The 24,239-nt window shown below is 69.2% G+C and carries 22 protein-coding genes and 2 pseudogenes; 11 read left to right on the forward strand and 13 right to left on the reverse strand.

What is annotated here, in order from left to right; translation table 11 throughout:
• Positions 1-178 precede the first annotated feature (178 nt).
• The 4 genes from KME66_RS00005 to KME66_RS00020 all read left to right on the forward strand — a co-directional run bounded on the left by KME66_RS00005 (position 179) and on the right by KME66_RS00020 (position 6,654).
• A complete protein-coding gene (locus tag KME66_RS00005; protein WP_216317627.1) occupies positions 179-343 on the forward strand; it encodes a hypothetical protein in 165 nt (54 codons plus the stop codon).
• Positions 344-960: 617 nt separating this feature from the next.
• On the forward strand, positions 961-3,429 hold the full coding sequence (locus KME66_RS00010) for a hypothetical protein (protein WP_216317629.1): 2,469 nt from the start codon (positions 961-963) through the stop codon (positions 3,427-3,429).
• Positions 3,426-3,965, forward strand: coding sequence for a hypothetical protein (locus KME66_RS00015; RefSeq protein ID WP_253208165.1), 540 nt, complete (start codon positions 3,426-3,428; stop codon positions 3,963-3,965). Before KME66_RS00010 ends, KME66_RS00015 begins: the two co-directional genes overlap by 4 nt.
• Before the next feature lie 166 nt (positions 3,966-4,131).
• Positions 4,132-6,654 (forward strand): DEAD/DEAH box helicase family protein, encoded by a 2,523-nt coding sequence (locus KME66_RS00020; protein WP_216317631.1) that lies wholly within the window; start codon positions 4,132-4,134, stop codon positions 6,652-6,654.
• Between the two features lie 219 nt (positions 6,655-6,873).
• Here the strand turns inward: KME66_RS00020 and KME66_RS00025 are convergent, their stop codons facing one another.
• On the reverse strand, positions 6,874-8,325 hold the full coding sequence (locus KME66_RS00025; protein ID WP_216317633.1) for a hypothetical protein: 1,452 nt from the start codon (positions 8,323-8,325) through the stop codon (positions 6,874-6,876).
• A 195-nt stretch (positions 8,326-8,520) separates the two neighbouring features.
• Here KME66_RS00025 and KME66_RS00030 point away from each other — a divergent pair, with 195 nt between their 5' ends.
• The gene (locus tag KME66_RS00030; protein ID WP_253208166.1) at positions 8,521-9,657 is read left to right on the forward strand and encodes a hypothetical protein; all 1,137 of its coding nucleotides are present in this window, start codon (positions 8,521-8,523) and stop codon (positions 9,655-9,657) included.
• Between the two features lie 464 nt (positions 9,658-10,121).
• Here the strand turns inward: KME66_RS00030 and KME66_RS00035 are convergent, their stop codons facing one another.
• From KME66_RS00035 to KME66_RS00045, 3 genes are all read right to left on the reverse strand, one after another.
• Positions 10,122-10,658, reverse strand: coding sequence for a hypothetical protein (locus KME66_RS00035; RefSeq protein ID WP_216317641.1), 537 nt, complete (start codon positions 10,656-10,658; stop codon positions 10,122-10,124).
• Between the two features lie 73 nt (positions 10,659-10,731).
• A complete protein-coding gene (locus tag KME66_RS00040; protein WP_216317643.1) occupies positions 10,732-10,983 on the reverse strand; it encodes a hypothetical protein in 252 nt (83 codons plus the stop codon).
• Positions 10,980-11,288 carry a hypothetical protein gene (locus KME66_RS00045; protein WP_216317645.1) on the reverse strand — a complete coding sequence of 103 codons (309 nt, stop codon included), beginning with the start codon at positions 11,286-11,288 and terminating at the stop codon, positions 10,980-10,982. Before KME66_RS00045 ends, KME66_RS00040 begins: the two co-directional genes overlap by 4 nt.
• Before the next feature lie 554 nt (positions 11,289-11,842).
• On the opposite strand from KME66_RS00045, the gene KME66_RS00050 reads away from it, so the two are divergent.
• Positions 11,843-12,007 carry a hypothetical protein gene (locus KME66_RS00050; protein ID WP_216317647.1) on the forward strand — a complete coding sequence of 55 codons (165 nt, stop codon included), beginning with the start codon at positions 11,843-11,845 and terminating at the stop codon, positions 12,005-12,007.
• A gap of 69 nt (positions 12,008-12,076) precedes the next feature.
• Here the strand turns inward: KME66_RS00050 and KME66_RS00055 are convergent, their stop codons facing one another.
• Together KME66_RS00055 and KME66_RS00060 are read right to left on the reverse strand one after the other, a co-directional pair.
• Positions 12,077-12,817: an HNH endonuclease family protein gene (locus KME66_RS00055; protein ID WP_253208167.1), complete on the reverse strand. Its 741-nt coding sequence runs from the start codon at positions 12,815-12,817 to the stop codon at positions 12,077-12,079.
• 102 nt (positions 12,818-12,919) lie between these two features.
• Positions 12,920-14,212: a helix-turn-helix domain-containing protein gene (locus tag KME66_RS00060; RefSeq protein ID WP_216317649.1), complete on the reverse strand. Its 1,293-nt coding sequence runs from the start codon at positions 14,210-14,212 to the stop codon at positions 12,920-12,922.
• A 200-nt stretch (positions 14,213-14,412) separates the two neighbouring features.
• Here KME66_RS00060 and KME66_RS00065 point away from each other — a divergent pair, with 200 nt between their 5' ends.
• Together KME66_RS00065 and KME66_RS00070 are read left to right on the forward strand one after the other, a co-directional pair.
• Positions 14,413-14,853 carry a hypothetical protein gene (locus KME66_RS00065; RefSeq protein WP_216317651.1) on the forward strand — a complete coding sequence of 147 codons (441 nt, stop codon included), beginning with the start codon at positions 14,413-14,415 and terminating at the stop codon, positions 14,851-14,853.
• Between the two features lie 158 nt (positions 14,854-15,011).
• Complete coding sequence (locus tag KME66_RS00070) at positions 15,012-15,686, forward strand: class I SAM-dependent methyltransferase (RefSeq protein ID WP_216317653.1); 675 nt, start codon at positions 15,012-15,014, stop codon at positions 15,684-15,686.
• 91 nt (positions 15,687-15,777) lie between these two features.
• Here the strand turns inward: KME66_RS00070 and KME66_RS00075 are convergent, their stop codons facing one another.
• The 5 genes and pseudogenes from KME66_RS00075 to KME66_RS34495 all read right to left on the reverse strand — a co-directional run.
• On the reverse strand, positions 15,778-16,074 hold the full coding sequence (locus KME66_RS00075; RefSeq protein WP_216317655.1) for a DUF6042 family protein: 297 nt from the start codon (positions 16,072-16,074) through the stop codon (positions 15,778-15,780).
• 25 nt (positions 16,075-16,099) lie between these two features.
• Positions 16,100-16,387, reverse strand: coding sequence for a DUF4031 domain-containing protein (locus tag KME66_RS00080; RefSeq protein WP_216317657.1), 288 nt, complete (start codon positions 16,385-16,387; stop codon positions 16,100-16,102).
• A gap of 67 nt (positions 16,388-16,454) precedes the next feature.
• Positions 16,455-17,654 carry a hypothetical protein gene (locus KME66_RS00085; protein ID WP_216317659.1) on the reverse strand — a complete coding sequence of 400 codons (1,200 nt, stop codon included), beginning with the start codon at positions 17,652-17,654 and terminating at the stop codon, positions 16,455-16,457.
• A gap of 3 nt (positions 17,655-17,657) precedes the next feature.
• Positions 17,658-19,100: a CHAT domain-containing protein gene (locus KME66_RS00090; protein ID WP_216317661.1), complete on the reverse strand. Its 1,443-nt coding sequence runs from the start codon at positions 19,098-19,100 to the stop codon at positions 17,658-17,660.
• 323 nt (positions 19,101-19,423) lie between these two features.
• Positions 19,424-20,089: pseudogene (locus KME66_RS34495) on the reverse strand (DUF6232 family protein); the annotation flags it as partial.
• On the opposite strand from KME66_RS34495, the gene KME66_RS00095 reads away from it, so the two are divergent.
• Complete coding sequence (locus KME66_RS00095; RefSeq protein WP_216317663.1) at positions 19,980-20,702, forward strand: HEAT repeat domain-containing protein; 723 nt, start codon at positions 19,980-19,982, stop codon at positions 20,700-20,702. The pseudogene KME66_RS34495 and the gene KME66_RS00095 sit on opposite strands and share 110 nt — an antisense overlap.
• 60 nt (positions 20,703-20,762) lie before the next feature.
• On the opposite strand, the gene KME66_RS00100 is transcribed toward KME66_RS00095, so the two are convergent.
• Together KME66_RS00100 and KME66_RS33680 are read right to left on the reverse strand one after the other, a co-directional pair.
• The gene (locus tag KME66_RS00100; RefSeq protein ID WP_253208168.1) at positions 20,763-21,365 is read right to left on the reverse strand and encodes an SDR family oxidoreductase; all 603 of its coding nucleotides are present in this window, start codon (positions 21,363-21,365) and stop codon (positions 20,763-20,765) included.
• Between the two features lie 72 nt (positions 21,366-21,437).
• Positions 21,438-22,622 (reverse strand): hypothetical protein, encoded by a 1,185-nt coding sequence (locus KME66_RS33680; RefSeq protein WP_253208169.1) that lies wholly within the window; start codon positions 22,620-22,622, stop codon positions 21,438-21,440.
• A 599-nt stretch (positions 22,623-23,221) separates the two neighbouring features.
• Here KME66_RS33680 and KME66_RS00110 point away from each other — a divergent pair.
• Together KME66_RS00110 and KME66_RS34500 are read left to right on the forward strand one after the other, a co-directional pair.
• The gene (locus KME66_RS00110) at positions 23,222-23,602 is read left to right on the forward strand and encodes a hypothetical protein (protein WP_216317668.1); all 381 of its coding nucleotides are present in this window, start codon (positions 23,222-23,224) and stop codon (positions 23,600-23,602) included.
• Positions 23,589-24,098: pseudogene (locus KME66_RS34500) on the forward strand (caspase family protein); the annotation flags it as partial. The gene KME66_RS00110 and the pseudogene KME66_RS34500, both read left to right, overlap by 14 nt.
• Positions 24,099-24,239 lie beyond the last annotated feature (141 nt).

Below are 24,239 nucleotides of genomic sequence, written 5' to 3' on the forward strand. Positions count from 1 at the left end.
GCGCTCAGCGCGCAGTGCTTGAATGCATCCTGTCGCCGGAGTTCGATGGCACGTCACAGCTGAGGAACCAGCTGGATCGCACCGAGGCGACCGCTGTCTAGGGCCCGACTCCCTGAGCGTCGATCTGCAGGTCCGGGAACCGTGCGAGCATGCGGCATTGCCGACCGAGCTGGTTACCGTGGAGGAGCACGTCCATAACCCGTCCGGCGCCCACGTCGGCGAGATCCTCGTATGGACGGACCAAGAAGCCACGCTCGCGGCGCTGGAGTTCGCCTGGACCACTGACAAGATGCCCACGGCTCTCCCGACCGTCATGCGCAGCCGGCTCCACTGGCCATCCTGACGGCTCCGCGCTGAGGCGGGCCTAATGCTTCCGAAGGCGGGCGCTGCTGCCTCTCTTCTGTCTGTGCTGGGCGTCCGCACGAGGCTGCGTCGCTTCGGACGGACCCTTAAGTTTCCGGTAACCGGAACCGCTACTGAAGTTGCGTTGCAGGCGAGGAGCGGCCCTTGGCAGGTGTCGGTGGGGCCGACGTCGCTAGCCAGGCTGCTGGCCACGGCGGCCGACCGGAATCGGCCTTGATCTTGTTGTTCTACGCGCGTCTTCTATGCAACTTGCCTAATTTTCATTATATCTGACAGACTTTTAGAACACGTCAGTGGTCTCAACGACCTGCCAGCCCCATGCCGCCGTCGGCGGAGCGGGCGTGAGCCGTGCGCTGCGGAAGGCCCCTGTTCCAGGGGCGCTGGTGGCGCGCCCAGTCTCCGGTGGTGGACTCGAAGGGGCAGACGGTCTTCGCCGGTGCGCGCTCGGAGCACGTGACGGTGACGGCGGCCCGGCGGGCGCTCCCTGGAGAGGAGTTCCTGCGACTCGGGTGCGTGTCGCATCCGGCAGCACCGCCGGATGCGCTTCATTCGCACCCGGGGCCATGAGGGCTTCCAGGAGAAGGACCGTCTGTTTCGATGTCTACTTCTAAGGCCCCCGAAGGACCCTTCGCATACCAGACCACCCCTGAGTGGGCGGAAGACCTGTACGAGGCGATCACCAACACGTGCGCCGCCGAGGGCTTCGCGCCCGTTCCGCGGCCTGCCGTGATCGAGGCTCTCGCTCCGTCACTCGGCCAGGGCGAGGCCAAGCGCGTTACAGAACGCCGGCGCACCGGCCGTGTCCTGCGTGCGACGGCCTACCACGTCGAGCAGCGCGGTACCGACGAGGCGCTGCTGCTCCTCAATGTGGACCTGCACGGGGCAGCGACGCTGCCGTGGCCCAACAACGACCGTACGCGCAGCGAGTGGCTGCACCCTTCCCCGGACAACCTGGCCCGTATGGAGGAGGTTGTCGACCAGCAGCGGGCGGTGGCCGAGTGGACCGTGGCCCGGGAACGGGCGCAGGGGGCTCAGCGGACGCTGGCCTCGACCGCGCCGAGGGCGGAAAAGGACGCGGCGGTGGCTGCGGTGAAGAACGCCGAGGACGAGCTGGCCCGTGCGCAACGGGAGCTGAATGCACGAGAGCAGGCGCTGGGTGGGCGGCGGCCGCTGCCGGTGGTACGGGCCGTAGTCGAAGACGGGGTGGCACTGGCCGCGCTCACCACGGAGGAGGTCCGTGCGGAGGTAGCCAGCGAGGTGCAGCGGTACGCCGTGGAGGTACTGCAGCGGCGGGCGCGGTTGCGCTCCTACGACTTGGTGGAGTCCCTGGTTCAGGAGGGTCAGCGGGAGTCCACTGTTGTGGTCCTGCAGCGGACTTTGGTGATCGGCCGGGACGGATCCCGGCGTGGCATCTGGCGGGGGCGGCAGGTCACCGGTAACAACCGCGCGGATGCCCGTTTGCAGGTCTTCGGGCTGCGTGCATATCAGCTGCTGGCCGGAGTTCCACAGTATCTACTTTCCCTGGAGGGGGAGGAGGAGAACCGGCGGCTGGTCCTGCTGGGTCTGGGTGAGGTCCTGCGTCGGGTCAGTACCCTGCTCAACACGGAGTACGCCGACCCCGACCGCAACCCGGAAGGACGTGCAGAGCGGGCGCTGCGAATCGCACAGGTGCCGGCCCGTGTCGTGGTCGGTGCTAGGACTCCGGAGCGGCTTGAGGAGTCACTGCGCCAGCTGAACATCCACGACCATCTACGCGGGCAGTTGAACTACGGGGACATGGACCGCAGTCTGGGGCTCTGGTCGACCCTGGTGAAGGCCTACCAGGCGAAAGGCGTGCTGGGTGAGCTGCTCGCCAAGGAGGTCACCCACGGCCGCGTGGGGGCCCGGGAACTGAACGCGGACGCCATTGCCGACGCGCTGGTCGGGGCCCGGGCCCTACACGAGCTCGCCGTGCTGCTGCCGCCGGGCGATGAGGTAAGCCCTCTGACTTTGCGTGATGTCGCGGTCCGCTGCGCGACGGTGATGTTGTTCCCGCCGGTGCCTCCACGCCCGGAGGGCCTGCCGCCGCGGGCGCACATGCCCACCGGCCGGTACTGGCCGGTGGTGCGCGCCGCTCTGCAGGAGGCTTCCTGGGCCCAGGCGGGCAAGGCTCGTGTCGATCGTCGTTCAGACGTGTGGGCTGCTGTGGTCGCCCAGCACTTCGTCCACCGCGGCAACCCACTCGCCGCCCGGGGGTTGTTCACTGTGCGCGACGTGCAGTACGGCGTACGGTCAGACGCGCGCAGTCTCCTCTCGCTGCTGGCCGCCTGCCAGCAGGGGGATGCGGAGGCATGGGAGATTCTGGTTCGGCGGCACGCGGTGCCTGGGCTAATCAACGCGCCCGAGCCGTTCGTCACCGCCGGGCAGGGGTCGGAGAAGGGTGAAGACCGCAAGGGGGTACGGCGTACGCCCGCCAACGCGGTCCAAGCGCTGGTGCACGCCTACATCAGTCCTTCGGATGGTGTGACCCGCGAGCTGCTCGTCTCGTTCGCCGAGGCGGTCCTGCGAGCCCCCGAGTCCCCGAGCGGAGTCGGCCTTGTGCCGGGGACGTTCTGGGCGCCTGACGCGCATGGCCAACCACGTGAGGGCACGCTCGCCGACAAGAAGTGGTTCGACACGGTCTTCCCCAAGACCTCCTCCTCCAGAAAGGGCAACACGGCCGACCCCTCCAAGGAGGACGACTCCGCCGACGACGAGAGCGAGACGGGCGGGGAAAGCGGTGCGACGACCGAGGAACTCGACGAGGAGATCCCGGAGGACGCACTCACCCGCATGACCCAGCTGCGCTCGGACCTGCCCTCGGTGGTGGAAAGCAACAGGGATAGCGTCACCACTGTCGCGGAACAGCTCCGCACGCTCCTGGCGCACATCGAGGCCGCTGTGCGAGCCCGCGAGGAGGCCGGCGCGCAGAAGGAACACCCGGACGCGCGGATTCTATACGCGGAAGAACTCGGCGAGATCAAGAAGCAGGGCGTGAAGATCACGGAACTGCTGGACGCGGCCACACTGACAGTGATGTCGCTGTGAGCGCCGTGGGTTCGGACTGCTGCGCGGAGCCGGTCGCCGGGCCGGTGGTCGACGGGCGGACGCTGCGGCATGCGTGGACGGCGCTGGGACCGCTGGCACGCGGCGACTGGCCCGCCGGGCTCAGCCTCGCCCCCGAGTACCGCGGGCGCACTCTCGCGGGGCTGGAGGACGTGCTGGCCGGGCTGTACCTGGTAGTCGATACCGGCGGGCGGCTGCGGTGGCTGGGCAAGGCCCACCGTGATGGCGGCATTAGTGCCCGGCTGCAGAATCATCTGCGGCATCCCGAGCGGGCACGGGTCTTCACGGAGGTGTTCGTCATCGAGGCCGACCCGTTCAGCCCTCCGAAGGCGATCGAGGCGGCCGAGGGCCGGGCCGCCGACGTGATCGGTCTGCGCGGCCGTATGGGTCCGCGTACGTGGCCGGTGGTCACCCGGGCCCAGTGGCTCGCCCAGGTCACCGCCCGGTCAGCTCAGCACGTCGCACCCCCACGGCCGGAGAGGAACGGGGCCGGGGGCCACCCGGCGGTGCCGGGCTGACAGACCGCTTCGGCAGGTGATTCCCGGCTGTCGTTTCGGCAGAGCCGGAAATCCCCCGCCCGGGCAGACACGGCCCGAGGCCAGGCGGGCCTTGGAGCGTGTCGCAGAAAGAACAAGGGGATCGAGGCGGCTTGATGCCGCCCGATAACTGAGGGAGGGCAGCGCGATGGCGCTGGATTGGGATCGGATCGGTACGGGGGACAGCGAGGCGCTGCTGCGGCCCCGGGACATCTACGCGGGGCTGGCCAGTCGGCCATGGCCGTATCTGCGGCACGAGCAGGGCGAGGTGCTGGACAAGTGGTTCGAGCGGCGCGGTGAACGCGATGTGGTGATCAAGCAGAACACCGGCGGGGGCAAGACGGCCGTCGGCCTGCTGATCGCGCAGAGCACCCTGAACGAGGGCATCGGCAAAGCCGTCTACCTGACGTTGGATAACTACCTCGTCAAGCAGGTCCGCGAGGAGGCCACCAAGCTCAACATCGCCACCACGGACGATCCGTACGACCCGGCATTCCTTACGGCTCAGGCCGTGCTGGTGACGAATTACCAGAAGTTGCTCAACGGCAGGTCGGCCTTCGGTGTCGTTGGGGACGGCAAGGAGCCGGTCGGTCTGGGAATCGTCGTCGTCGATGACGCGCACGCCGCGCTGGCGCGGACCGAGGATCAGTTCCGGCTGCGGGTGCCCGCCGGGCACGAGGCGTACGACGAGCTGCTGGAGCTGTTCGCGCAGGACCTGCGCCACCAGTCGGCGAACGTCTGGTCGGCGCTGGAGGACAAGGACCCCACCGCGTTGGCGCCGATCCCGTTCTGGGCGTGGGCCGACAAGCGCGAGGAGGTGCTGAAGATTCTGCGCCCGCACCGGGAGGAGCGGGCTTTCATGTTCGTGTGGCCGCTGCTCGCGGAGGTGCTGCACCTGTGCATCGCGACGGCGACGTCGTCGGCGATCGAGGTCAGGCCCTCGTGCCCGCCGATCGACCGCATTCCCTCATTCGTACGTGCCCACCGCCGGGTCTACCTGACGGCAACGCTCGCCGACGACAGCGCCCTGGTCACCGACTTCGGTGCCGACCCGAAGCTCGTCGCGAAGCCCGTCACGCCGGGCAGCGCCGCCGACCTCGGTGAGCGGATGATCCTGGCCCCGGTGGCGCTCAACCCGGATCTGGACGACGAGGCCGTACGCGTGCTTGCCCGCCAGTTCGCCGACGGGGACCAGGATGGCGACGGTGTCGCCGAGACCAAGCCGGTCAACGTGGTCGTGTTGGTACCCAGCGAACGTGCCGCCGCGAACTGGACACGCCACGCCGACCGCATCTGGCGGGTCGGGGACCTCGAAGCGGGCGTGAAGGAACTGAAGGCTGGCCATGTGGGCTTGGTGGTGCTGGTCAACAAGTACGACGGCGTCAACCTCCCGGCCGACGCTTGCCGTCTGCTGATCCTTGATGGGATCCCGCGGCCCCTGGACGGGGTGGAGCGTCGCGAGGCAATCGCGCTGGCCGACAGCACGGTCCGTCTGGCCCGCGAGGTCCAGCGGATCGAGCAGGGTATGGGCCGTGGGGTGCGCGACGGCGAGGACTACTGCGCCGTCCTGCTGCTGGGGGCGAAGCTCGCCACGGCGATCCACGACGCGCGTCACCTGGCTCTGTTCTCCCCTGCGACGCAGGCGCAGTTGAAGCTGAGCCGGGACATCGCCGGCCAGATCAAGGGCGAGGGACTGGACGCTGTGAGGCAGGCGCTGCGGGCCTGCCTGGGGCGGGTGCCGCAGTGGCGCGAGCGCAGTCGGCGGGCGCTGGCGGAGGTCCGCTATGCCGAGCACGGAACGGTGCGAGGCGAGGCCACCGCGCTGCGCGAGGCGTTCGACCTCGCGGCCACCGGCCGCGCCCCGGCCGCGGCCGAGCGGATGCAGAAGGCGGTGAACGACCTCGGCAACGGCGACACGGCGCTGCGGGGCTGGCTGCGGGAGCAGAAGGCCGCCTACCTGCACCTGACTGATCCTGCGGCCGCCGAGCGGGCTCTGGCCGGGGCGCTGGACGACAACCCGTTCGTCCTGCGGCCCGTCAACGGCGGTGCCCCCGTCCAGCTCAAGGCGGCCGCGGTACAGTCGCGCGCCGCCGCCGAGTTCCTGGCCGCCCAGTATCTCGACGGCGTCAGTCTCAGGCTCGGCGTGCAGGCACTGTTCGAGGACGTCGTGTGGGGCGAGGAGGAGCGCTCCGACGACGCCGAGCAGGCCTGGCAGCAGCTCGGGCTGCATCTCGGGTTCGCCAGCACGCGTCCGGAGAAGCTGTATGGCAAGGGCCCGGACAACCTGTGGGCGCTCTCGGCGGCGCGTCAGGCCGTCATCGAGCTGAAGACGGGGTGCACCACCGGCACCATCGCCAAAAAGGATATGGATCAGCTCGGCGGCAGCGTCCGCTGGCTCAACGGTCACAACGCCGAAGTGGAGGCCTTGGCGGTCGTGCTGCACCCCAGCCGGGTTCGCGACGATAAGGCCACCGCGGTGCCGGGCATGCGCGTCGTCACGCCGGCCCTGTTCGAGAGGCTGAAGGAAGCCGTGACGAGCTACGCGGCCGCGCTCGCCAGCGGCCCAAACCGCTGGGCGAACGAGCAGGCCGTCCGCGAACAGCTCGCCTACCACAAGCTCACCGGCGACCGGTTCTTCAGCGCCTACTCCGAGCCCCTGTCCCCCACCTAACATCCTCCAGCCGCTTGAGGTCCCGTACGGGAGGGGGCCCGCCGTGACATTCGGCGTGCCCCCGGCCGACGGCGGCAGACATGATCTCTCCAGGACCTCGGTGGACGGGCCGGTCGGCACCGCGTCGGCGCGGTGCCCCTTTTTGCGGACACCCGTTGGCGGAGATGTCCGGGCGCATCAGTTAAGCCACCTCGTGCGTGTCGGTGATGGCCGCTGCCGCTACGCGGTTCCGTCTTTGCCCCAGAGACGCCACCATCGACGGCTGGTCGCCGGGGTCTCACGCCCTCCAGCAGGGAATGCGTCCTGTGCTCCTTCTGGGCGGGTATGACCGAGCACAGCGGCCTGCACGGCCGGCCAGTCCTGCGTGCGCCACCAGTGGAACAGGTCGCCGGAGGCAATCACGGGAAACCGGAGCGCATCGACGACCCTGCGCTGGTACACCTCCGCAGGGCGCTCGGCGGGATCGAGGCGGTGCTGGTGGTTGACAATCAGGGCAGCGCAAGTGACAGGCTGACCGGGCGACAGGTGTGGCCACTTGTCCAGATGGCGTTGAAGCTGCGAGATTAGTTTCTCCCCCGCTGGCCCCGCGACAGCCTTCACCTCGACCAGGCACGTGGCCCCGTTCAGCACGGCGAGCAGGTCTGCTGACAGGGTGTCTCCCAGCTCCTCGTCCAGGTCGGTGACGGTGAAGCCGGCGGCACGCAGTACCACGGCCACCGCGTCTTCCAGCTCGCTGCCGGTGCCGTAGAGCAGACCGTTCCGTATGGGTTCGGCCTTCTGCCTCGCCTGGTTCAGGTCGTCTTTCAGGCGGTCCTTGTCCTCCAGGTAGCGGTGCTCCAGCTTCTCAAGGGCACTGCGTGCCTGCGTCTCGGCCGGGGTTTCCAGGGCGGGGTCGAGATGGTGGCGTGAGCGGACGCGGCGCAGTGCGGCCGGTACGTGCTCGGGAAGGGCGCGCTGGACGAGCCAGTCGACGATCTGGTTCCAGTCGACCCCGTCGGGGACGATGTACCAGATCTGCTGGGCGTTGGGGGATGTCCAGCGTGCGACGACGGGCTCGCCCAGGCTGTCGACGAGGATCGGTGTCAGCTCGCCTTCGGGCTCGCGAACCACGGTCCCCCGTGAGCCCGCTACGGTGCTCGCCTGCAAGGTCATCGCCCACCAGGGGGCGTTGGACGGGCGGTTGCGGAGTCTCAGTCCCAGATCGTGATCGACCCCGTCCAGACCGGGGACCAGAGAGATTTCCGCCCCCGCAAGCAGCCGTTTGCCGACGACCGCGCCGGTGAAGTTGCGGAAGTCCACGCGGCCGCTGGGCGGGCCGAAGACCGACCGCACAGGGTTATCGTCGTCGTCCGCCGTACCCATCGTCGCGATGATGAGCGCGGACTCGCCGCGCGAGACCGTCCCGGACAGGAACCTGTCGTACTCGTCGGCGCCCTCGCCGGAGAAGCGGCTCGGATTGATGGCGGCGGCGCAGGTGCCAGTCTCCATGTCGAGCCAGCGCGGCTCGGCCCCGTACTTGGCCCAGGAGATGCCCGTGTACTTGGCCGAAGCCGCGAGGAGGCGACGTATGTAGTCGTTGGCCTGCGGACCGGGCTCTTCCATCTGGGCGAGGTCGCGGACAGCGACGTGTATGGGGACGAGTCCGTTGGGATTCGAGGTGTGCGCAGCCATGCCCGAACCGTAGCGACCCGGTGTGACAATGCCGCCGACAGAACACAGCCCTGCTCGCGCCGGGAGTACGAGACCAGTAGCCGTTGGCCGAGCAGGGATCCGCCAACACGTCCAGTGGCAAAGGAAGGGCCTAGCCTCTGGCGGCCGCGTTGTCAGCGGCCAACGATGTCCTGGAGGATCACCATGGGGGTGGGTATGGAGCTGACTGCGTTCTTCAGCAGCGGTGACGGATGGGCGCAGCCCTGGGTGCTCGACATCGAACTGGTCGAATCTTTGCGGTTCGGTCCGCCGGCCGGGCACACCGACCTGGACGTTGCGATCGCGCTGACCCGGCTGCTGCACCACGACTTCGTCTCCTACGGCACCGACGGCCAGGGCCGGCATCTGGACGACGAGAGCGTGCCTTTGGTCATCAAGGCGCACCGCGCCGTTCTGGAGCGCTTGGCCCTCAAGCCGCCCGTCTGGCCGTTCCGTACCTTCGACGGACCGCGCGGGTTCGGCAGCTACTGGCGCGCCAACGATATGAGCGGCAGTTGGAAGGCGCGGCGGGACTGCATCGAGCAGATCCTCGGCCCCACGCGGGACGCGCTGGAGGACATGCAGGAGCTGGAGTACGAACGGCGTTTCACCAAGGGGCCGTCGGGCAGCTTCAAGAACCTGATCTTCGCCGCCGACGGGTTCAAGCCGGAGATCGTGCTGCGGGACGCGGTGAACAATGAAGTCGAGATCGTCCGTCACGCCGACACGTGCCTGGTGTTCACCGACCCCCTGCCACCTCACGGGCTCACCTGGCGGCAGATGGTCGCCTGGTGGCAGAAGAACCACCAGCCGGGCGCCGACGAGAAGACGGCCGCCGAGGGGCTGTACCGGCGTCTGTACCGGTCGCTGGACTCGAAGCCTGAGCAGCTCCTCATGATCGCCTACTGTGCCCGGTACGCCGAGGAAGGAGGCTTCGACCTGCCCGCGCTGATCCCTCAGGTCTACCTCCACTACGACCCCCACACGCGCAGGAGCGGCAAGCAGTCCGGCGCGTTGTACCGGCAGCGGATGGACTTCCTGCTCCTGGCCCCGGACCGCTCCCGCATTGTCATCGAGGTCGACGGAGTACAGCACTACGGCCGGCCCAACCCGCCTGACGAGCAAGGGCGGATCACGCATACCGCGGTGCCGCGGCTGTACGCGGAGATGGTCGCCGAGGACCGTCGGCTGCGGCTCGCCGGATATGAGATCTACCGCTTCGGCGGCTGGGAACTGAAGGAGCCGGGCGGCAGGCAGCTTCTGGAGTCCTTTTTCGCCAGCCTCCTCGCACGGCACCAGAAGCCGGCACTGTGACGCGACCTGCCGCAGTGAAGCTGCCCTGCGAAGGAACATGCACGGTCGCCAAGGCGAATCGAGATGCAGCGTCCGATCCACGTCGGCTCGGCGTGCCCAGGGAAGTGGTGGACGAGGCTGCGCGTACGCTGCGCCATGCCGTCGAGTCACTCGATGCCTTCGTCGGGAGTCTCACCGAAGGCACTGCGGTCGGCGGGATGTCGCCTGCCGATGCGGTGTAGGTCAGTTCCTCACATCACCGGCACCGCACTGCACGTTCCCGCTTGTGGGCGTGGGCGGGCTGGAGCACTCAGCTCACCCTGGGGAACATCGTCGATCACGTCCAGGCGATCGAGCGGACGCCGGTGGGTGAGCCCGTGGCCATATGGTCGCTCGCTCGTCTCGCTCTCCCGCGTGGTGCAGAAGGGCGCCATCCGCGTGTGCCACCTCTACGAGCCCGGTCTCAGCCCCGAGCACCTGCCGGCTCACTGTCCGGCAGGCCTGGTGGGCTTCTTCGTTGTGCATCCCCGCCATCGGCCCATCAGCCGGTCGGAGAGGGAGTTTGGCTGGAAGGGGTCGGGCTGGGTGTTGTTGTCCAGGTTGCGCAGCAGGGTGAATTGGCTGGGTGCGCGCTGGCCGTCGCGGATGGGTGCCCACTCTTCGGCGACGGGCCATTGCTTGAGCTGGGCTTGGATACCGAGGCTCCATTCCTCCCAGGTTTTGCCGCCGACCCAGCCCAGCTTGCGCAGTTCCAGTTCGTCTTCGCACAGCCGCAGGTACAGGAGCACGGACTTGCGGAGTTTCTCGCATTCGGCGCGTTCGGCCGGTGCTTCCTCCGCGTCGCCCTGTGGATCGCCGATGAGGGCGTCGGCGGGGAAGCGGTCGAGGATCTGCCAGTAGCGTGCGATGTAGGCGTCTTCGATGGTCTTGACGCGAGCCCTGGCAGCGCTGACTGAGCTCACGATCAATGTGACGAGCGCGAGGACGATGGCACCGAGGGCGATCCAGTGTTCTGTGTTCACGGTGTGGTGTCCTCGGGGCGGAAAGACAGCACCGGCCAGATAGCAGCGCCGTGGACGACTCGGTGTCGGGCTTTCATGCGGTGCCGGCGTAGGCGACGGTGAGGATGGTCATTGTCGATGTGTCGTGGCCGAGGAGGATCACCGCGGTGACGTGGCCCTGGGCGACAGTGCGGATGATGCCGTCGTCCTGCCCGTACGGCTCGGAGTATGCAAGGGGGTCCTGCTGGGCGTCGACCAGGGCGAGCGCGAGGTCCCGCCGGGCGACCTCAGGGAGCTGCTTGTACGTGTCGAAGACGTCGGTGGGGAAGTTGAGCCGGTAGGTCACGCCGCTCCCCGGCCGCGGTCGTCCCGGCTTCCCTGGCGCGGCTCGGCGTCCCTGAGAATGTCGGCGGTGACGTCCCTGGTCTCCAGGTCGTCAGGGAGGACCCCGTGCGTCTTCATGTGGGCGCGGGCGGCCTCGATGCGGGGCCGGGCTGCTTCGAGGTGCTCGGCGGCCGTGGCCCATCCGCCGAGGACAGGGGGCAGGTCCTCGATCGGGGTGAGGTTGACGTCCTGGAGCAGTTGCTGGCGGGACGCGGAGTGGGGCAGCGCTACGTGCAGCCGGTCCACGGTCCAGTCTTCGTGCGCCATATGCCCCTCCTGCAGACATGCCCGGATAGCCAGAGTAGCGCCAAGGGCAGTGGCGCCGGCCGCAGTCGTACGGTCCGCATGGCGCCTGTGTGATGCTCCGCTGCTCCCGGGGGCAGGGAGAGCGCAACTGCACAAGCGGTGACACAGGGCACGACACAGCGGGAGACACGAGGGGACAGTCCTGCCGGGCGTGGAGCCGGTCAGTCCTCGCCCTGAGCCCTGCCCGCGAGCGACTGGCCCGCTCTCGCGCCCGCCGGGAGCCGCGGCCTGATCGGGCAAGCCGCCGTGGCCCGTGCGCTTCGGAAGCTGAGCGCGGGCCTGCCTCCGGGCGTTCGACTCGTCCGTGCCGGGCGGTGAGGTCGCCTACCTCTCACTCACTCCCTGTATACTTCAACTAGCAACGCACAGCGCAGACTTCAGGTGTCGTGCCCGAACACCTGGTGCTGTCCGAGAGTCAACAGTCTCTGAAGCCAGACCACATCCCAGCACTACGAAGTCGACTCGGCAGACGAGACGTAGGCGGCGGGAATCCCACCAAACTCATGGGGTTTTCCGTGTCCTGGTTCGATCTGACCTGTGTCGTTGTCGTCGTGCTGCTGGCGCTTATCGTGTTCTGTGCTGTCGCGGGGGTCCTGCACCCTGACCCGAAGGCCGCTCGCCGGGCCATCACAGTCCTGGACAAGCTGCTGCGCTTCCTGTCTTCCTTCGTCCGCCAGTAACGATCCGGGCGCGGCACCTCTCGGTGCCGCGCCCGATGGTGCGGCGCCGGTAGCCGGCGGCACCGGTGGTCAGGATGCCGGGGTGAACTCGACCGTGGTGTCCGGGCATCCGTCCGCGAGACGGAGCAGGGTGTCAACTTCGGCCTGGTCCGGGGTGAGGTTCCATCGGAGCTTGGTGCCGGTCCAGTCGGACGCGTAGGTGCAGTGCGCGGACTCGGCCGGGGGCAGCCACTCAGCCGGGTCCTTGCGGCCCTTCCCCCGGTTGGTCTTGAACGACACGGCGACCAGCGACCTTTCCGCCTGCACGTCGTTGGCGTAGGCCTCGCGGCGGTCCGCGTCCCAGTCCTGCGCCCCGGAGGACCAGGCCTCTTCGAGTGGCACCATGTGGTCGATATCCAGCTTGCCCGGGTCCGTGATGGTGAGCTCGTCGTAGTAGGACAGCCATTCGCCGCCGGACAGCTTGCACCCGCTGCCCTTCGTCGGGGGCTTCACGGCCTCGGCGAGGAGCACCTCCTCCCTCGTGTCGCACCCGTCGTCAGCGTCAAGGCCGGTGTTCCAGTGCTTGAAGGCCTTGCGGTCGTACCCGCCCGCGACCTCGGCGGCAATCTTCAGCTGCCCGATCGCTTCGGCGAGAGCGGTGCCGCCAGCTGGGCCGCCGGGGGCTCCGGAAGCCTCGGGGCTCGCGGTGCGCGACGCCGCCGGTACGGCCGGCTTGTCGTCCTGGGTGGCGGTCGGCTCGGTGGTGCAGGCGGCGAGCGACACGGCCAGCAGGGCGGTGAGCACGGATGTCAGGGTGGCACGGCGGTTCACGGTCGAGGCCTCCAAGGTGCGCGATGGTCCGCGACCATGATGATGGGTCAGCCTGATGGCAGTGACGGAACATCGAGACACCCGCGCGCGCTTGCCGCGTCCTCAGGCGGCTCTGGCGCCGACGGACGCGGCCAGTTCCCGAACCCCGGCTGTCTGGGCGTGCCGTGTGCGCAGGTCGGTGACGATGGTGCGGATGGCGGGGCGGTCGCGGACTTCACCCGGTGATGCCCGCAGGGCGCTGAGCAGTTCGGCGGCTGTCTGCTCGGGTTTGCCCCACTGCCACCAGGCCCGGGCGAGATCGGTGTGCATGCGCGCCTTGCGCTCCGGGGTTGTGAACTGGCTCTCGTGCAGGCTGCGTCCGGCTTCGAGAGCGGCGCCGGCGTCGCCGAGGGCCCAGTGCACGCCGACGGCGTACAGGTCGACGGCGGCCGGGGTGAGGGGGAAGAGCCTGCCCTGGGGCGGGTCGTGCGGGAGGTCGCGGGCGGCGCGGGTGGCGTCGCGGATCATGGTGAGTGCTTGGTCCCGGTCGCCGGCGCGGGCGGCGGTGTAGGAGGTGGTGCACAGCATCTGGGCGTAGGCCGAGGCCTGGGCCGGGGTTCGAAGTCCGGTCTTCTCCACGCGGGTGACGGCGTCGAGGATGTGGCGTTGGGCGGCGGCAGGCTGGTTCTGGTGACGGAGGACGATGCTCAGGTCCCTGGCCGCTGCGGCGGCGGCGAGGGGTGAGCCGGAGAGTTCGGCGTAGATGGTGGCGCGGTCGGCGCTGAGCCTTGACTGGTCGTACCTGCCGATTTTCGTCAGGACTTGGGCGGTGAGGCTGTAGCACGCGGAGAGGCGGGCGAAGTCTAGGTCCTGGCGGCTCCGGGCGGCTTCGCGGGTGTCGGCCAGGAGGCCGGGCAGGGCCTTGAGGAGGTGGCTGTGCTGGCCGGCGTCGAAGTAGCCGCGTGCGGCGGTGATGCGTCTGTCCAGCGGGATGGTCGAGCCGGTGGGGGCCGGGGTGCTGGCGAGTGCGTCCTGGACGCCGGTCAGCAGGGCAGCGGGGGCCGTGAGGCCGGCGGCAGCGAGCAGGGTACGGCGACGCATGGGGTCCTCCTCGTCACGGCGTGGCCCGTCCGCGACGACTGTAGCGGCTGGTGGCCCGGCTAACCCGAGTGACGCCGCGAGGACACCCGTCGGGACGCCCGCCTCGCGGGCGGCGCGCCGAAGGAGCGTCAGGTCGGCGTAGCCGTGGTGTGTTTCCAGGCGGGAGACGGTGGAGGTGGAGCAGCCGATGCGTGTGGCGAGGTCGGTCTGCCGCCAGCCCCGGTGCTGGCGTGCGATCCGGATGAGGGCGCCGGGGTCCTGGCGGGCGACGGCGGTGGTGACCCTGCTGGAGGTCCAGAGGGAATCGGTGCGCACAGGGGCCTCCCACTCGCCAGGAGCCGACAGGTCTGCCTGTCCACGGTAGAGGCCGTAGGGGCGGGGTGCCTATGGCGTGTGCAAGGTCTGCAAACGGTGTGCACCGGACGCATGTTGACCACCGCGTAGGGTGGGTGGTCGCTTTGCTGGGGGTGTGGCCCCGTGTGTGAGGCGGGGCCTCTCACACACGGGAGGACAGTATGGCGACAGCCGCCAAACCCAGGGTCCGTGACCCTCGGGACTACGTGGACCCCGAGGTCTGGGCCCGGGAGGTCCAGCTCCTCATGCGCGACTACCCCTTCGACGAGGTGATGGCGACGCATCTCTTCCACGCCGCCGTCTCCTACCTGATCACGGCCATCGACAAGTGGGGCAAGGGCCTGGAGATGTGCTGCGGCCGCACCGTCGACATCGCGGTGCACACCTTCATCCTGGACACCCGGAACTACCGCGACTTCTGCCACCGGCACTTCGACGGCAGGTTCCTGGAACACATTCCGGAGATCGACTTCAAGTACGACGGCAGCGTCGAACGGACGGCGCAGATCATCGCCGACAACGGTTTCGAGGTCGACTGGAAGCTGTGGGAGGCGGACTACGGCAAGTGCGGCCCCTGCCGGCCCGGGGAGAACTGCCACTGAACCGCAACAGCCGGCCGGGGCCCGGCGACGCTCACAGCGGCGCCGGGCCCCGGCATGTGCACTCCTGGGGGTGAGGCGGGGGCGTTCGCCGGTGGGCAGTGGAGCGGCTCGGGTACGGTGGCCAGCTCCAAGGCCTCCCCCGCCCCCAGAGGAACGTCATGCCACCCGAGCCCCGCACCCCGGCCCAGTACTGGGACACCTACAAGCCCTACCGGGGAACGGGCGAGCAGCCCTCCCCGGAGGTTGGCCGGTTCGAGTGGACCCAGTACCCCGGCCACGGGCCCGGAGCCGAGGTGCTGGGGCACCCGCGCCGGGCCCTTGACCTGGGCCCGGCGGAGGGGAGGGAAGCGGTGTTCCTGGCCCGCCAGGGTGTCGCGACGACCGGTGTGGACCTCTCCGCCGCCCAGGTCGACCGCGCTAGCCGGTGGTGGAAGGACACCCCCGGCCTCAAGTTCATCCACGCCGAGGCCGGCGACTACCTCACCTCCAGCACGACGCCCTTCGACGCGGTGTACTCGGTGTGGGGGGCGGTGTGGTTCACCGACCCCGACGTCCTCTTCCCGCTCGTCGCCCGGAACCTCGCACCCGGCGGGATCTTCGCTTTCAGCCAGGCCGAGCCCTCCCCCGGCGCCTACGGGCCGCAGCCGATGCGCGGCAAGTGGCTTGAGGGCGGGGAGAGTGAACTGACCGTGCTGCGCTGGCAGTACACCCCCCAGGCGTGGGCGGACCTCCTCAAGCGCCACGGCTTCACCGACGTCGACGCCCGCATCCTGCCCGCACCGGGCGGGGAAGGTCTCGGCACGCTCCTCGTACGCGCCCACGGTCCGGCCTGAACCGGATCTTGCTCGCTGCTGCGGTCCTCCGGTCTGGCTACGGCGGCGCCGAAAGAGGCAGTACACGGCGGGCAGTTGCGCCACCGGGGCGTCATGCTTCGTCGGGGGCGAGGCTGAGCTCGATCCGGGTGTCGTGGAAGTGGGCCCAGTCCATGATCAGGCGGAAGCGGTGGTGCGGTTCCAGGCGTTCGGGATCGGCCGATTCCTGTCCGCGCAGGATCTTGGCGTCGTCGCACTGGACGAGTTCCGCGACGGCCAGGCGCACATCGTTGACGTCCTGCCCGGTGGCGCCGGCCAGGCGGTCCCGGGAGGTGAGAATCTCCTGCGGTTCACCCAGTTCGTCGATCAGGTGGTTGACGAGGACGTCGACGAGGGGGCCGGTGCGCATGATCCAGGGTTGCCACCTCGGGCGGTCAGGTTGCAGCCGGCATCGGCCTGCCGCCCCAGCGGAGACCTCGTTCGCTGCGGATGCGTGCGCGTTCGCGTCGTTGGGCGGCCAGGACGTCGGGGTGGCGGGCGTTCTGTGTGCGCCAGCGCAGGTAGGCGTGCAGGGCCCGGGTCTGGAACCAGGAGCGGCGGAGTCCCAACCGGGCCGCGAACGCGTGCAGTTCGTCCTCGGTGTCGGCGGTGAGGTGGCACCAGTGCGTGTGCCGCAGTCCTCGCGCTTTGGCGATCAGGGTCCAGTCACGGATTTCATCCACGTAGATGGCCGTGCGGCTCCTTATCCGGGTCCGCCCTCCCCAGTGGGCGCCGGTACGCGGAGCCGGCTCACTCGGCCCGCGCCGGCCGCCCCCGGCGCATGACGTCGCCGATGACCGAGGCGACGTAGGGAAGGTCCCAGTACGCCGAGTGGGTCCACATGCCAGTGCTGGCCTGGTGGCGGACGGGCAGGTCCACCGGAACGGTGCCGTCGTGCAGCAGGAACACCTTGGAAGCGGCGAAGGCCAGCATGTCCAGCGGCTCCCACAGATTGGTCCAGCCGCCGAGGGAAGGGGGCAGGGCGACGGGCGAGCCGCCGTCGTACGGGGCCACCTGGCCCCCTCTCGGATCGCACACGTGAAAGAAGGCCGACTGGGAGCCGAAGGTCACCAGGGACTCCGTCCACAAGGGCACGGTGGCGGTGGCCATGTCCACGGCGATGACACCGCCCAGGCTGTGGGCCACGACGCGCACCGGCCGGGAGGGGCTGCGCCCGAGGCCGGGGTCCACCGCGTCGATGACCTGGCGCACGCGGGCGTGGACGGCGGCCTGGTGCCGTTGGTAGACGAGCACGTCGCCGAGGAAGCGCATGACATCGGCGCCGAAGCGGTTGCGTACGGCGTGGTTCAGCCGCCCGCCCACCGCCTGGGCGCTCGCGCCCGCTACGCGGTCCAGGTCGGTCAGCCGGCGCCGCACCAGGGCGCGGAGCCGGCCGCGGCGGTCGGCCCCGCCACCGCGCAGCCCGTGGTACGCGTCCTCCCCGTCGGGATCGAACCCGTCCAGGAGCGACCGCGCCAGGGAGCGCCCGACCTCGCTCAGCAGCTGCGGGTCGACGGTCAGGCGCAGCCACTCGGTGTCGGCCCACGCCTCCCGCACGTACTCAAGGACCTCATCGGGATCGAGGGCATCCCGGGCACCCTCCCGGAGCTCCTCGTCCTCCCCGTCGCCCCCCGCGTCGAGCTGAGCGCGTACGGCGGCGTCGACCTGCTCCAACTGCCGCTGCTCGTCGACCGGCCCGGGGAGCAGGACAGCCGCGAAGTCCTCGGGGGCCCCGGGCGGCTCCGGTTCCTCGCCGTCGCGCAAGGTCTCCGGGCCGGTCCGGCGGGTGGGCAAAGCGGCGGCGACGAACCGGTCCCGCGCGCCCAGGTCTCCCCAGTGCACCGGCACCATGTCGACTTCGGTCGCCGCGGCGAGCGCGGCGACGGTCGCGGTGAATTCGTCCCGGTCGCGGTTGGCGACCCCGTGGATTACGAAGACCGGGTCCTTCATGGGTCACTCTCCCTGGGGGTTGGTGTGCGCGGTCGCGGCGGGACTGCCGTACACGGCGTAGGCGAGCCACGTCGGATCGCCGTCGTGCAGGTCGCGGACGGCATGCCGGGCCGTGACCGAAGCCCGGCCGAGCGGCTGTCCGTGGGCGATCAGCTGGTCGTAGAAGGTTTCGGCGAACTGCAGGGCGGACCGCGACCGCACGGGCCAGAGGGTCCCTACGAAGGCGCCCGCTCCCGCGTTGAGAAACTGGGGCGCCCAGCCCAGGCTCTCGCCGAACCAGTCGATCTCCCCGGCGCTGCGGCAGGCGTTGAAGAACACCAGCGGGCGGTGCGTCCGCAGCGTGCGCAGCTGCGCCGCCCACGCCAGGTCGATGGGGTCGAACGGTCCGTCGGCCATGGTCACGCACGAGCCGGACCCGGTGAACGCGTTGTGGCAGGCGAAGTGGAGCAGGCCCGCGGGCCCGCCCTCGATCAACGCGGTCAGCGCCGCGCGCTCGGTCAGCACACCGCCGTCGGCCACGCCCTTCCCCAAGGTGGCACGCAGGGACGTCACTTCATCCCAGGCATCGGCAGGGGAACCCGGTGGAACAACGAAGGCCGCGCCCGGCACGCCGATGCTACGGACCCGGTCCTGTCCGAACACCCGGCGCACCACTGGGAGCCACTCGGAGAGGAAACCCCGGTCCTCACGACCCTCGTTCAGCGGATACAGCAACTCCCAGGGAACGATGTCGTGTTCACCCAGAACGGTGAAGGCCGCAATGCGGTCCGCCTCGTCCCAGAACTGCCGCTGAACGGCCCGAGGAACCGCGGACGTCCACAGCTGTACGCCATGATTGCGCAGCCGGCCGCGCAGCCGCGGCCCGTCCCCGTCGCCACCGCTCCTCGCGGCGTCCTTCGCCGCCCGCCTAAGCTCGGCGTAGATCTGCTCCGTGGCCCGCCCGGGGTCACCGCCCCGGAAGTGGAAGGTCTCCGGCGCGTGGAACCTCTCGCCAATCAGTTGGAAGCGGAAGGTGCCGGCCGCCTCGTCCTTCTCAACCTGGAGAGTGACCTCACCGGGGTCGAACGCCATGGAGGGCAGTGGCGCGTGGCGCCGGGGACCGTCCCGCGTGACGCTGTCGAACTCCACCGACATCTGACAGGTCACCTCGCCGAGGAACGTGCCGCCCCGGAACGCCCGCACGGTCACCTGGTGCAGCCCCGGCGCCGGGGCCTTCAGGCGGAAGCGCAGCACGTCCGAGTCCTGGCCGGGCATGACGTGCAGTTCCTGCTGCAGCTCGCCGATCACCACGAGACCGGGAGCGTGCAGGGTGATCACGACCCGGGACCCGTCCCGCGGATGGATGGCGAAGGAGCGCAGCCGCGCACCCCGCTCACGGCCCCGGACGATCTGCACGTGCAAGGGGACCTCCCGGCCGGGGGAGGTCTGCTCCACCAACTCCGCCACCAGGGAACGCGGTTCCGATGAATCCGGGCCGACGCCGGGATCCGGGTGCGGGCCGGGCTCCGGTGGCTCAGGATCCTCGTCCGCAGGCGGCTCGGGCCGTGGCCGGCCCTGGACCGGCCGGGGATCGGGGACCGGCCGCGCGGTCTTGCCTTGGTAGGCCGGCCAGCCACCCGAAGTCGCCCCCCCTGGATGTCGCCGCCCCTCCCGCTGTGTGCGGCCTTGCCCACGCTCCCGCCCTCGAACTGCCGGACGATGCTCGCTGTTACGGCCTGGATCTCATGGGTCGCCCGCACGGTGTCCGGGCGGGCGAGCGCCATAGTGATCGCGTGGACGAGATCCTCCATCTGACGGCTGTCCGCGGACCACAGGGCATCGCGCTCAATGCCGGAGGTAACGAGGACCAGCCCGTACAGGGCCGGCGCACTGATGATCCGGACGTGTCGCCACACCAGCAGCGTCTCCACGGCGGCCGGGAGGACCGTCCAGTTCGCTCCCGCCAGAGCCGCCAGACCTCCGCCGAAGGTCAGGCAGATGACCGTGCGCCGGACGAACCTCCACCAGGCCGAGGCCTTGTCGACCCGAAGTGTGTGGGTTCCCACATGGGAGATGTTGCGCAGGGGATACGCCTCGCCCCCCACCCATAACACGCCTTCGTCCACCCGGACCTGGACCGTTGTGTACCTGGGCGACACGGTTCGTCTCCTCCGTGTGAGGTGGGCAGCGCCGGAACGGTCGCAGGAGGTGGTGGTGTCCCGCGCGGACGGAGGTTCCTCGCGCCTCCCAGTATCACCCACACCGCACGGTGCGAGAATAACGGCAGCCCCGTCGTGCGGGGCCGGAAGTCGCTGCGGTGGCGAGGGCGGGGGCGGCGCAAGTCGTATGGATGAAGCCGGAGTTGGCCTGACCACGGATGAACTCTTCGCGGCAGCGCTGCTCGAGGTCGCGGCGGACGCGGATGCGGACTCCGATGACGACGAGTGGCGGCCCATGCCCTTCCTGATCGCCCTCACCGGGCGTCCGACCCGGGAGGTCTTCGCCCGCGCGGCCCAGCTGCTGGCCCGCGACGGGTACGTGGAACGGGAGCTGGGAGCGCGGATCCTGCGCGAGCTGGGTCCTTACGATGACGAGGGCCGACGGCCCTTGGCCGAGGAGACCATCGGGGTGCTCATGGCGGAGATGGCCGATGAGCCCGATCCGGGGATCCTCGGCTGGATGATCTCCGGGCTCGGCTACCACCGCGGCCGCCGGGCCCTCGATCTGGTACTCGGCTACCAGGACCACCCGGCGCAGCCGGTACGGTTCGGCGTCGCCGCGGCCCTGCCCGGCCTTGCTGATCCCGAGCGGACCGAGCCGCGGGTGGTAGAGGCCCTCCTGCGGCTGGCCGTGGATCAGAGCGGGGCCGTGCGGTGGTACGCCCTGTACGCACTGTTCAACGAGACCGCCGCGGTCGATGCGGAGCGGAGGCGGCTCTGGGCCGCGCAGCTGAGCGGCCGGGCGGACGACGCGGAACGCCGGGAAGAGCTGCGCCGCATCGCCGAGCCCCTCCAGGAGCAGGCCGATCCCGCCCTGCGTGATCTCCTGGTCAGGGACGCGGGGCATTAGGGAGCGCCGCCGGGCGCGCCCTCGCGCCGGGCCCGGCCGTCCGTGCAGCCGTCCGCCCGGTCAGGCCTGCTGGCCCGTGGACGCGAAGACGATCTCGCGGATCGTGACGTTGCGGGGCCGGCCGTAGGCGTACGCGATCGTGTCCGCCACCTCCTCGGGTGCCAGTGCGCCGCCCGCCGACTCCTTCCACGCCTGGTAGTCCCTCTTGATCCGCTCGTCGCTGGTATAGGAGAGAAACTCGGTCTCCACCGCTCCCGGCGCGATGGTCACCACCCGGACCCCGGTCTCGGCGACTTCCTCGCGCAGGTTCTCCGACATCGAGTGGACGGCGAACTTCGTGCCGACGTACGCCGCGTGGTTCGGGAAGGTCTTGCGGCCGGCGACCGAGCCGATGTTCACGATGGTGTCGGCGCGGCGGGCGACCATCCCGGGAAGGACGGCGCGGGTGGCGTAGAGCAGCCCCTTGACGTTGATGTCGATCATCCGCTCCCACTCGTCCACCGGCTGGTCGGCGATCCGCCCCAGCAACATCGCGCCGGCGTTGTTGACCAGCAGGTCCGTCGGCCCGAAATCCAGCGGGACGGTCGAGCCGGTGGGGGCCGGGGTGCTGGCGAGCGATGACGCTGGGGACTCTGCTGGACGCTGCGGCCGCACCGTCGACATCGCTGTCCACACCTTCATCTCGGGCTGCGCGTCCAGTTTCCTGGAAGGCGTGGCGGTAGCCGGGCGCGTCTTTCAACGAGGGATGATCAAATCGGTGAACTGCCCCGTAGTGGGAACTCGGCCACGATTGAAGACAACGGCAACGAAGACGACCACCACAGGCAGCAAGGGGATGAGCGCAGCCTCAGGCAATCCGACGAGGGCAGCACTAGCCATCACCAGTACAACCGTGAGCCCCACCACAACCGCCCGGATCCGCTCCCTCGGCGCGGCTGGAACCACATCAGCGAGTTGATCTGCATCGAGGAGATCGTCGATGCGGCCTTCGGCGTAGCGTTCGGCGATTGTCAGCAGCATCACGGCGAGGTCTTCAAGGGCGCGGCCTGGGTCGGAGTCCTGCCGGGCTTCCGCCTTTCGTAGCGCGCCAACAACCAGTGCGGCATGTGCCTTGAACTGGCGCTCGTTGTGCCGTCTGGCTCTGCCTCGACGAGTGCGGTGGGCTCTCCAGATGGCGCGCTCGACCGGTTGTACGGAAACTCGCGGGATCTGGCAGTCCGGCTGGGTTTCCTCCCAGCGGCGGAGAACCACCCCGCACTGGGCTGCGACCGTCAGCAGAGCAACGACCGGCCAGCAGCGCCGATCCTCGACGCGGGCACTCTCTCCGTCCGCGTACCTGGTGAGGCCCTCCATGTCGTAGGCGGAAAGCGCCACGCCCCTGCCGGAGCCGGTGAGGTTCGTACGTTTGATGAGTCGTACCTCAGCGGTCAGGATCAAGAACCAGAACAGAAGTTTCGTGACTCTGCCGACCGCGGAAGAGTCCCAGGGAAGTACCGCCGTCGGTAGAGCCACAAAACTGCTGAGCAGTTCCTGTACCAAGCCGGACTGTGGTCCCGGATCGGCGCTCCACCGCAGGTGTTCCCAGTCGGCCATGTCTTCGACGTGCAGCACGATGAACAGCAGCACGGCAAACCGTAGTGTCTTGATCGCCCCGGCTACAGGCAGAGCGCGCCACCACCGCACGACGTACGGGGGTGCCAATCCGTTTCCGCCGACACGGTCGTGGATGCGAGGCGGCAACAGCATCATCTGCGTCAGTAGCGGAGCAGCGCGGCGCACCCCCGAGTCGGCGCGCCGACGCTCGAGGCGCTCCCAAGATGCTTTCCCCCAGCGCTGTACCGGTCCGGGGATGAGGAGCAGAAGCATCCCGGCCAGGAGCAGCCATGGGGAAAGCGCGACGAGGAGACCGATCGTGAACACGCGGGCAGTCTCGCGCATCCCACTGACAGCGATGCTGCGACTTCAACGCATCGGTACAGTCCTGGCGCTCACTCGGTGTGCCGCTTCTGCAACCCGCGATCGAGTGGCGGGCGGGGTGTCATGACCGTTCGGCGCAGTAGGAGGCGGCTGCTACGTCACGTCGGCTGCGGCGCGATCTGCCTGCGTTCGACCTCGCCGCAGCGCCCACGCCGGTGCTCTCTACAGCGCGGAACCGAGCGATCGTGGATCTTGGAAGCGAAGCCTCGGCGCCGCGAAGTCTGGTGCGGGCTGATCTATCGGCAGTGGAGGATATGGCAGCGGTCACGAACTGGCCGTCAGACCGGGGTCACAACGACAGCCGTGCAGGACCAGGGCCAGGTAGCGGCGGTCACAGCGCGCTTCGTGTCCGACAGCTGAATGGCCCGCAAAGCAGGCAACAGTCGCATGATCGGCCGGACGGCTCCTGGACTGAGGGGCCGTCACGAAAACGGAGTACGGACCTCCGATGAGCACCAGACGCCGGATTGTGTCGTTCCGCCGCGGGTTTCCTAGGCTGTCCGCCTCTGCTGTCAACAGTTCACGGGGAAGAGGGTGCGAGCGTGGAGATCGTGATACGGCTTGACGATCCTAAGTGGGCAGAAGAGGAGCTGCGATCCCTGTACACCTGGCTCCTATCCGATCCCGCGTTGCGGCGCCACGCCCGGCTGTCACTGGCCAGCTCACGTGCTCCTGAGCCCGGCGCTCAGGGCGACATGATTGATGTACTGTCCCTGGTCCTCGGGACGGGCCTCAACACCGGAGCCCTTGCTCTGTCCATCGCAACATGGCGCAGCACGCGTCCACGTCAGATGACGGTGACGCTGGAGCGCTCGGATGGCAGTTCGGTCACTGTGACCGCCACCTCGCCCCAGGAAGTTCAGCGGGCGGTAGAAACCCTAATCGGCAACGACCCTGGTGACGCTTCCGGTGCGACTTCCTGATCCGGCAGCATCGCGGGCGGTTCTCATCGGAGCCAGCCGCTTCGAAACACTGACAGACCTCCTGCCCGTAAAGGCCAGCGTCGAAGAACTGGCGAAACTGCTGTCACAACAACGCGTCTGGGGACTGCCTCCGGAGAACTGCCACATCGTCTCCGATCCACGCACTCCCCGTGAGCTGTCCGCGCCGGTTGCACAAGCAGCCAACGAGGCCACCGATACTCTGCTGGTCTACTACGGGGGCCACGGACTACTGGAGACCAGAACCGGCCTGCTCCACCTCGCGGTGAGCGACAGCCTGGGCCACTCGGTCCACGACACCGCCGCCCCCTACGACTGGATACGCCGGGCCGTCGAGCAAAGCCCAGCCCGACGGCGCGTCGTCATCATCGACTGCTGTTACAGCGCCCGAGCCTTCGGCGTCCAGTCCGCCGAGGCCGACCTGCAGGTCGAGGGAACCTATCTCCTCGCGGCGACCGCTGAAAATGCTGTCGCTCTCGCCCCTCCCACCGAAGGCTTTACCTCCTTCACGGGCGAACTGATCGCCCTCATCGAAAACGGAGTCCAGGACGGAGGGGAATTTCTGGACCTTGACACGATCTATCACGGCCTCCAGATCACGCTCCGACTGAAAGGACGG

The organism is Streptomyces sp. YPW6, assembly GCF_018866325.1.
GTDB lineage: Bacteria > Actinomycetota > Actinomycetes > Streptomycetales > Streptomycetaceae > Streptomyces.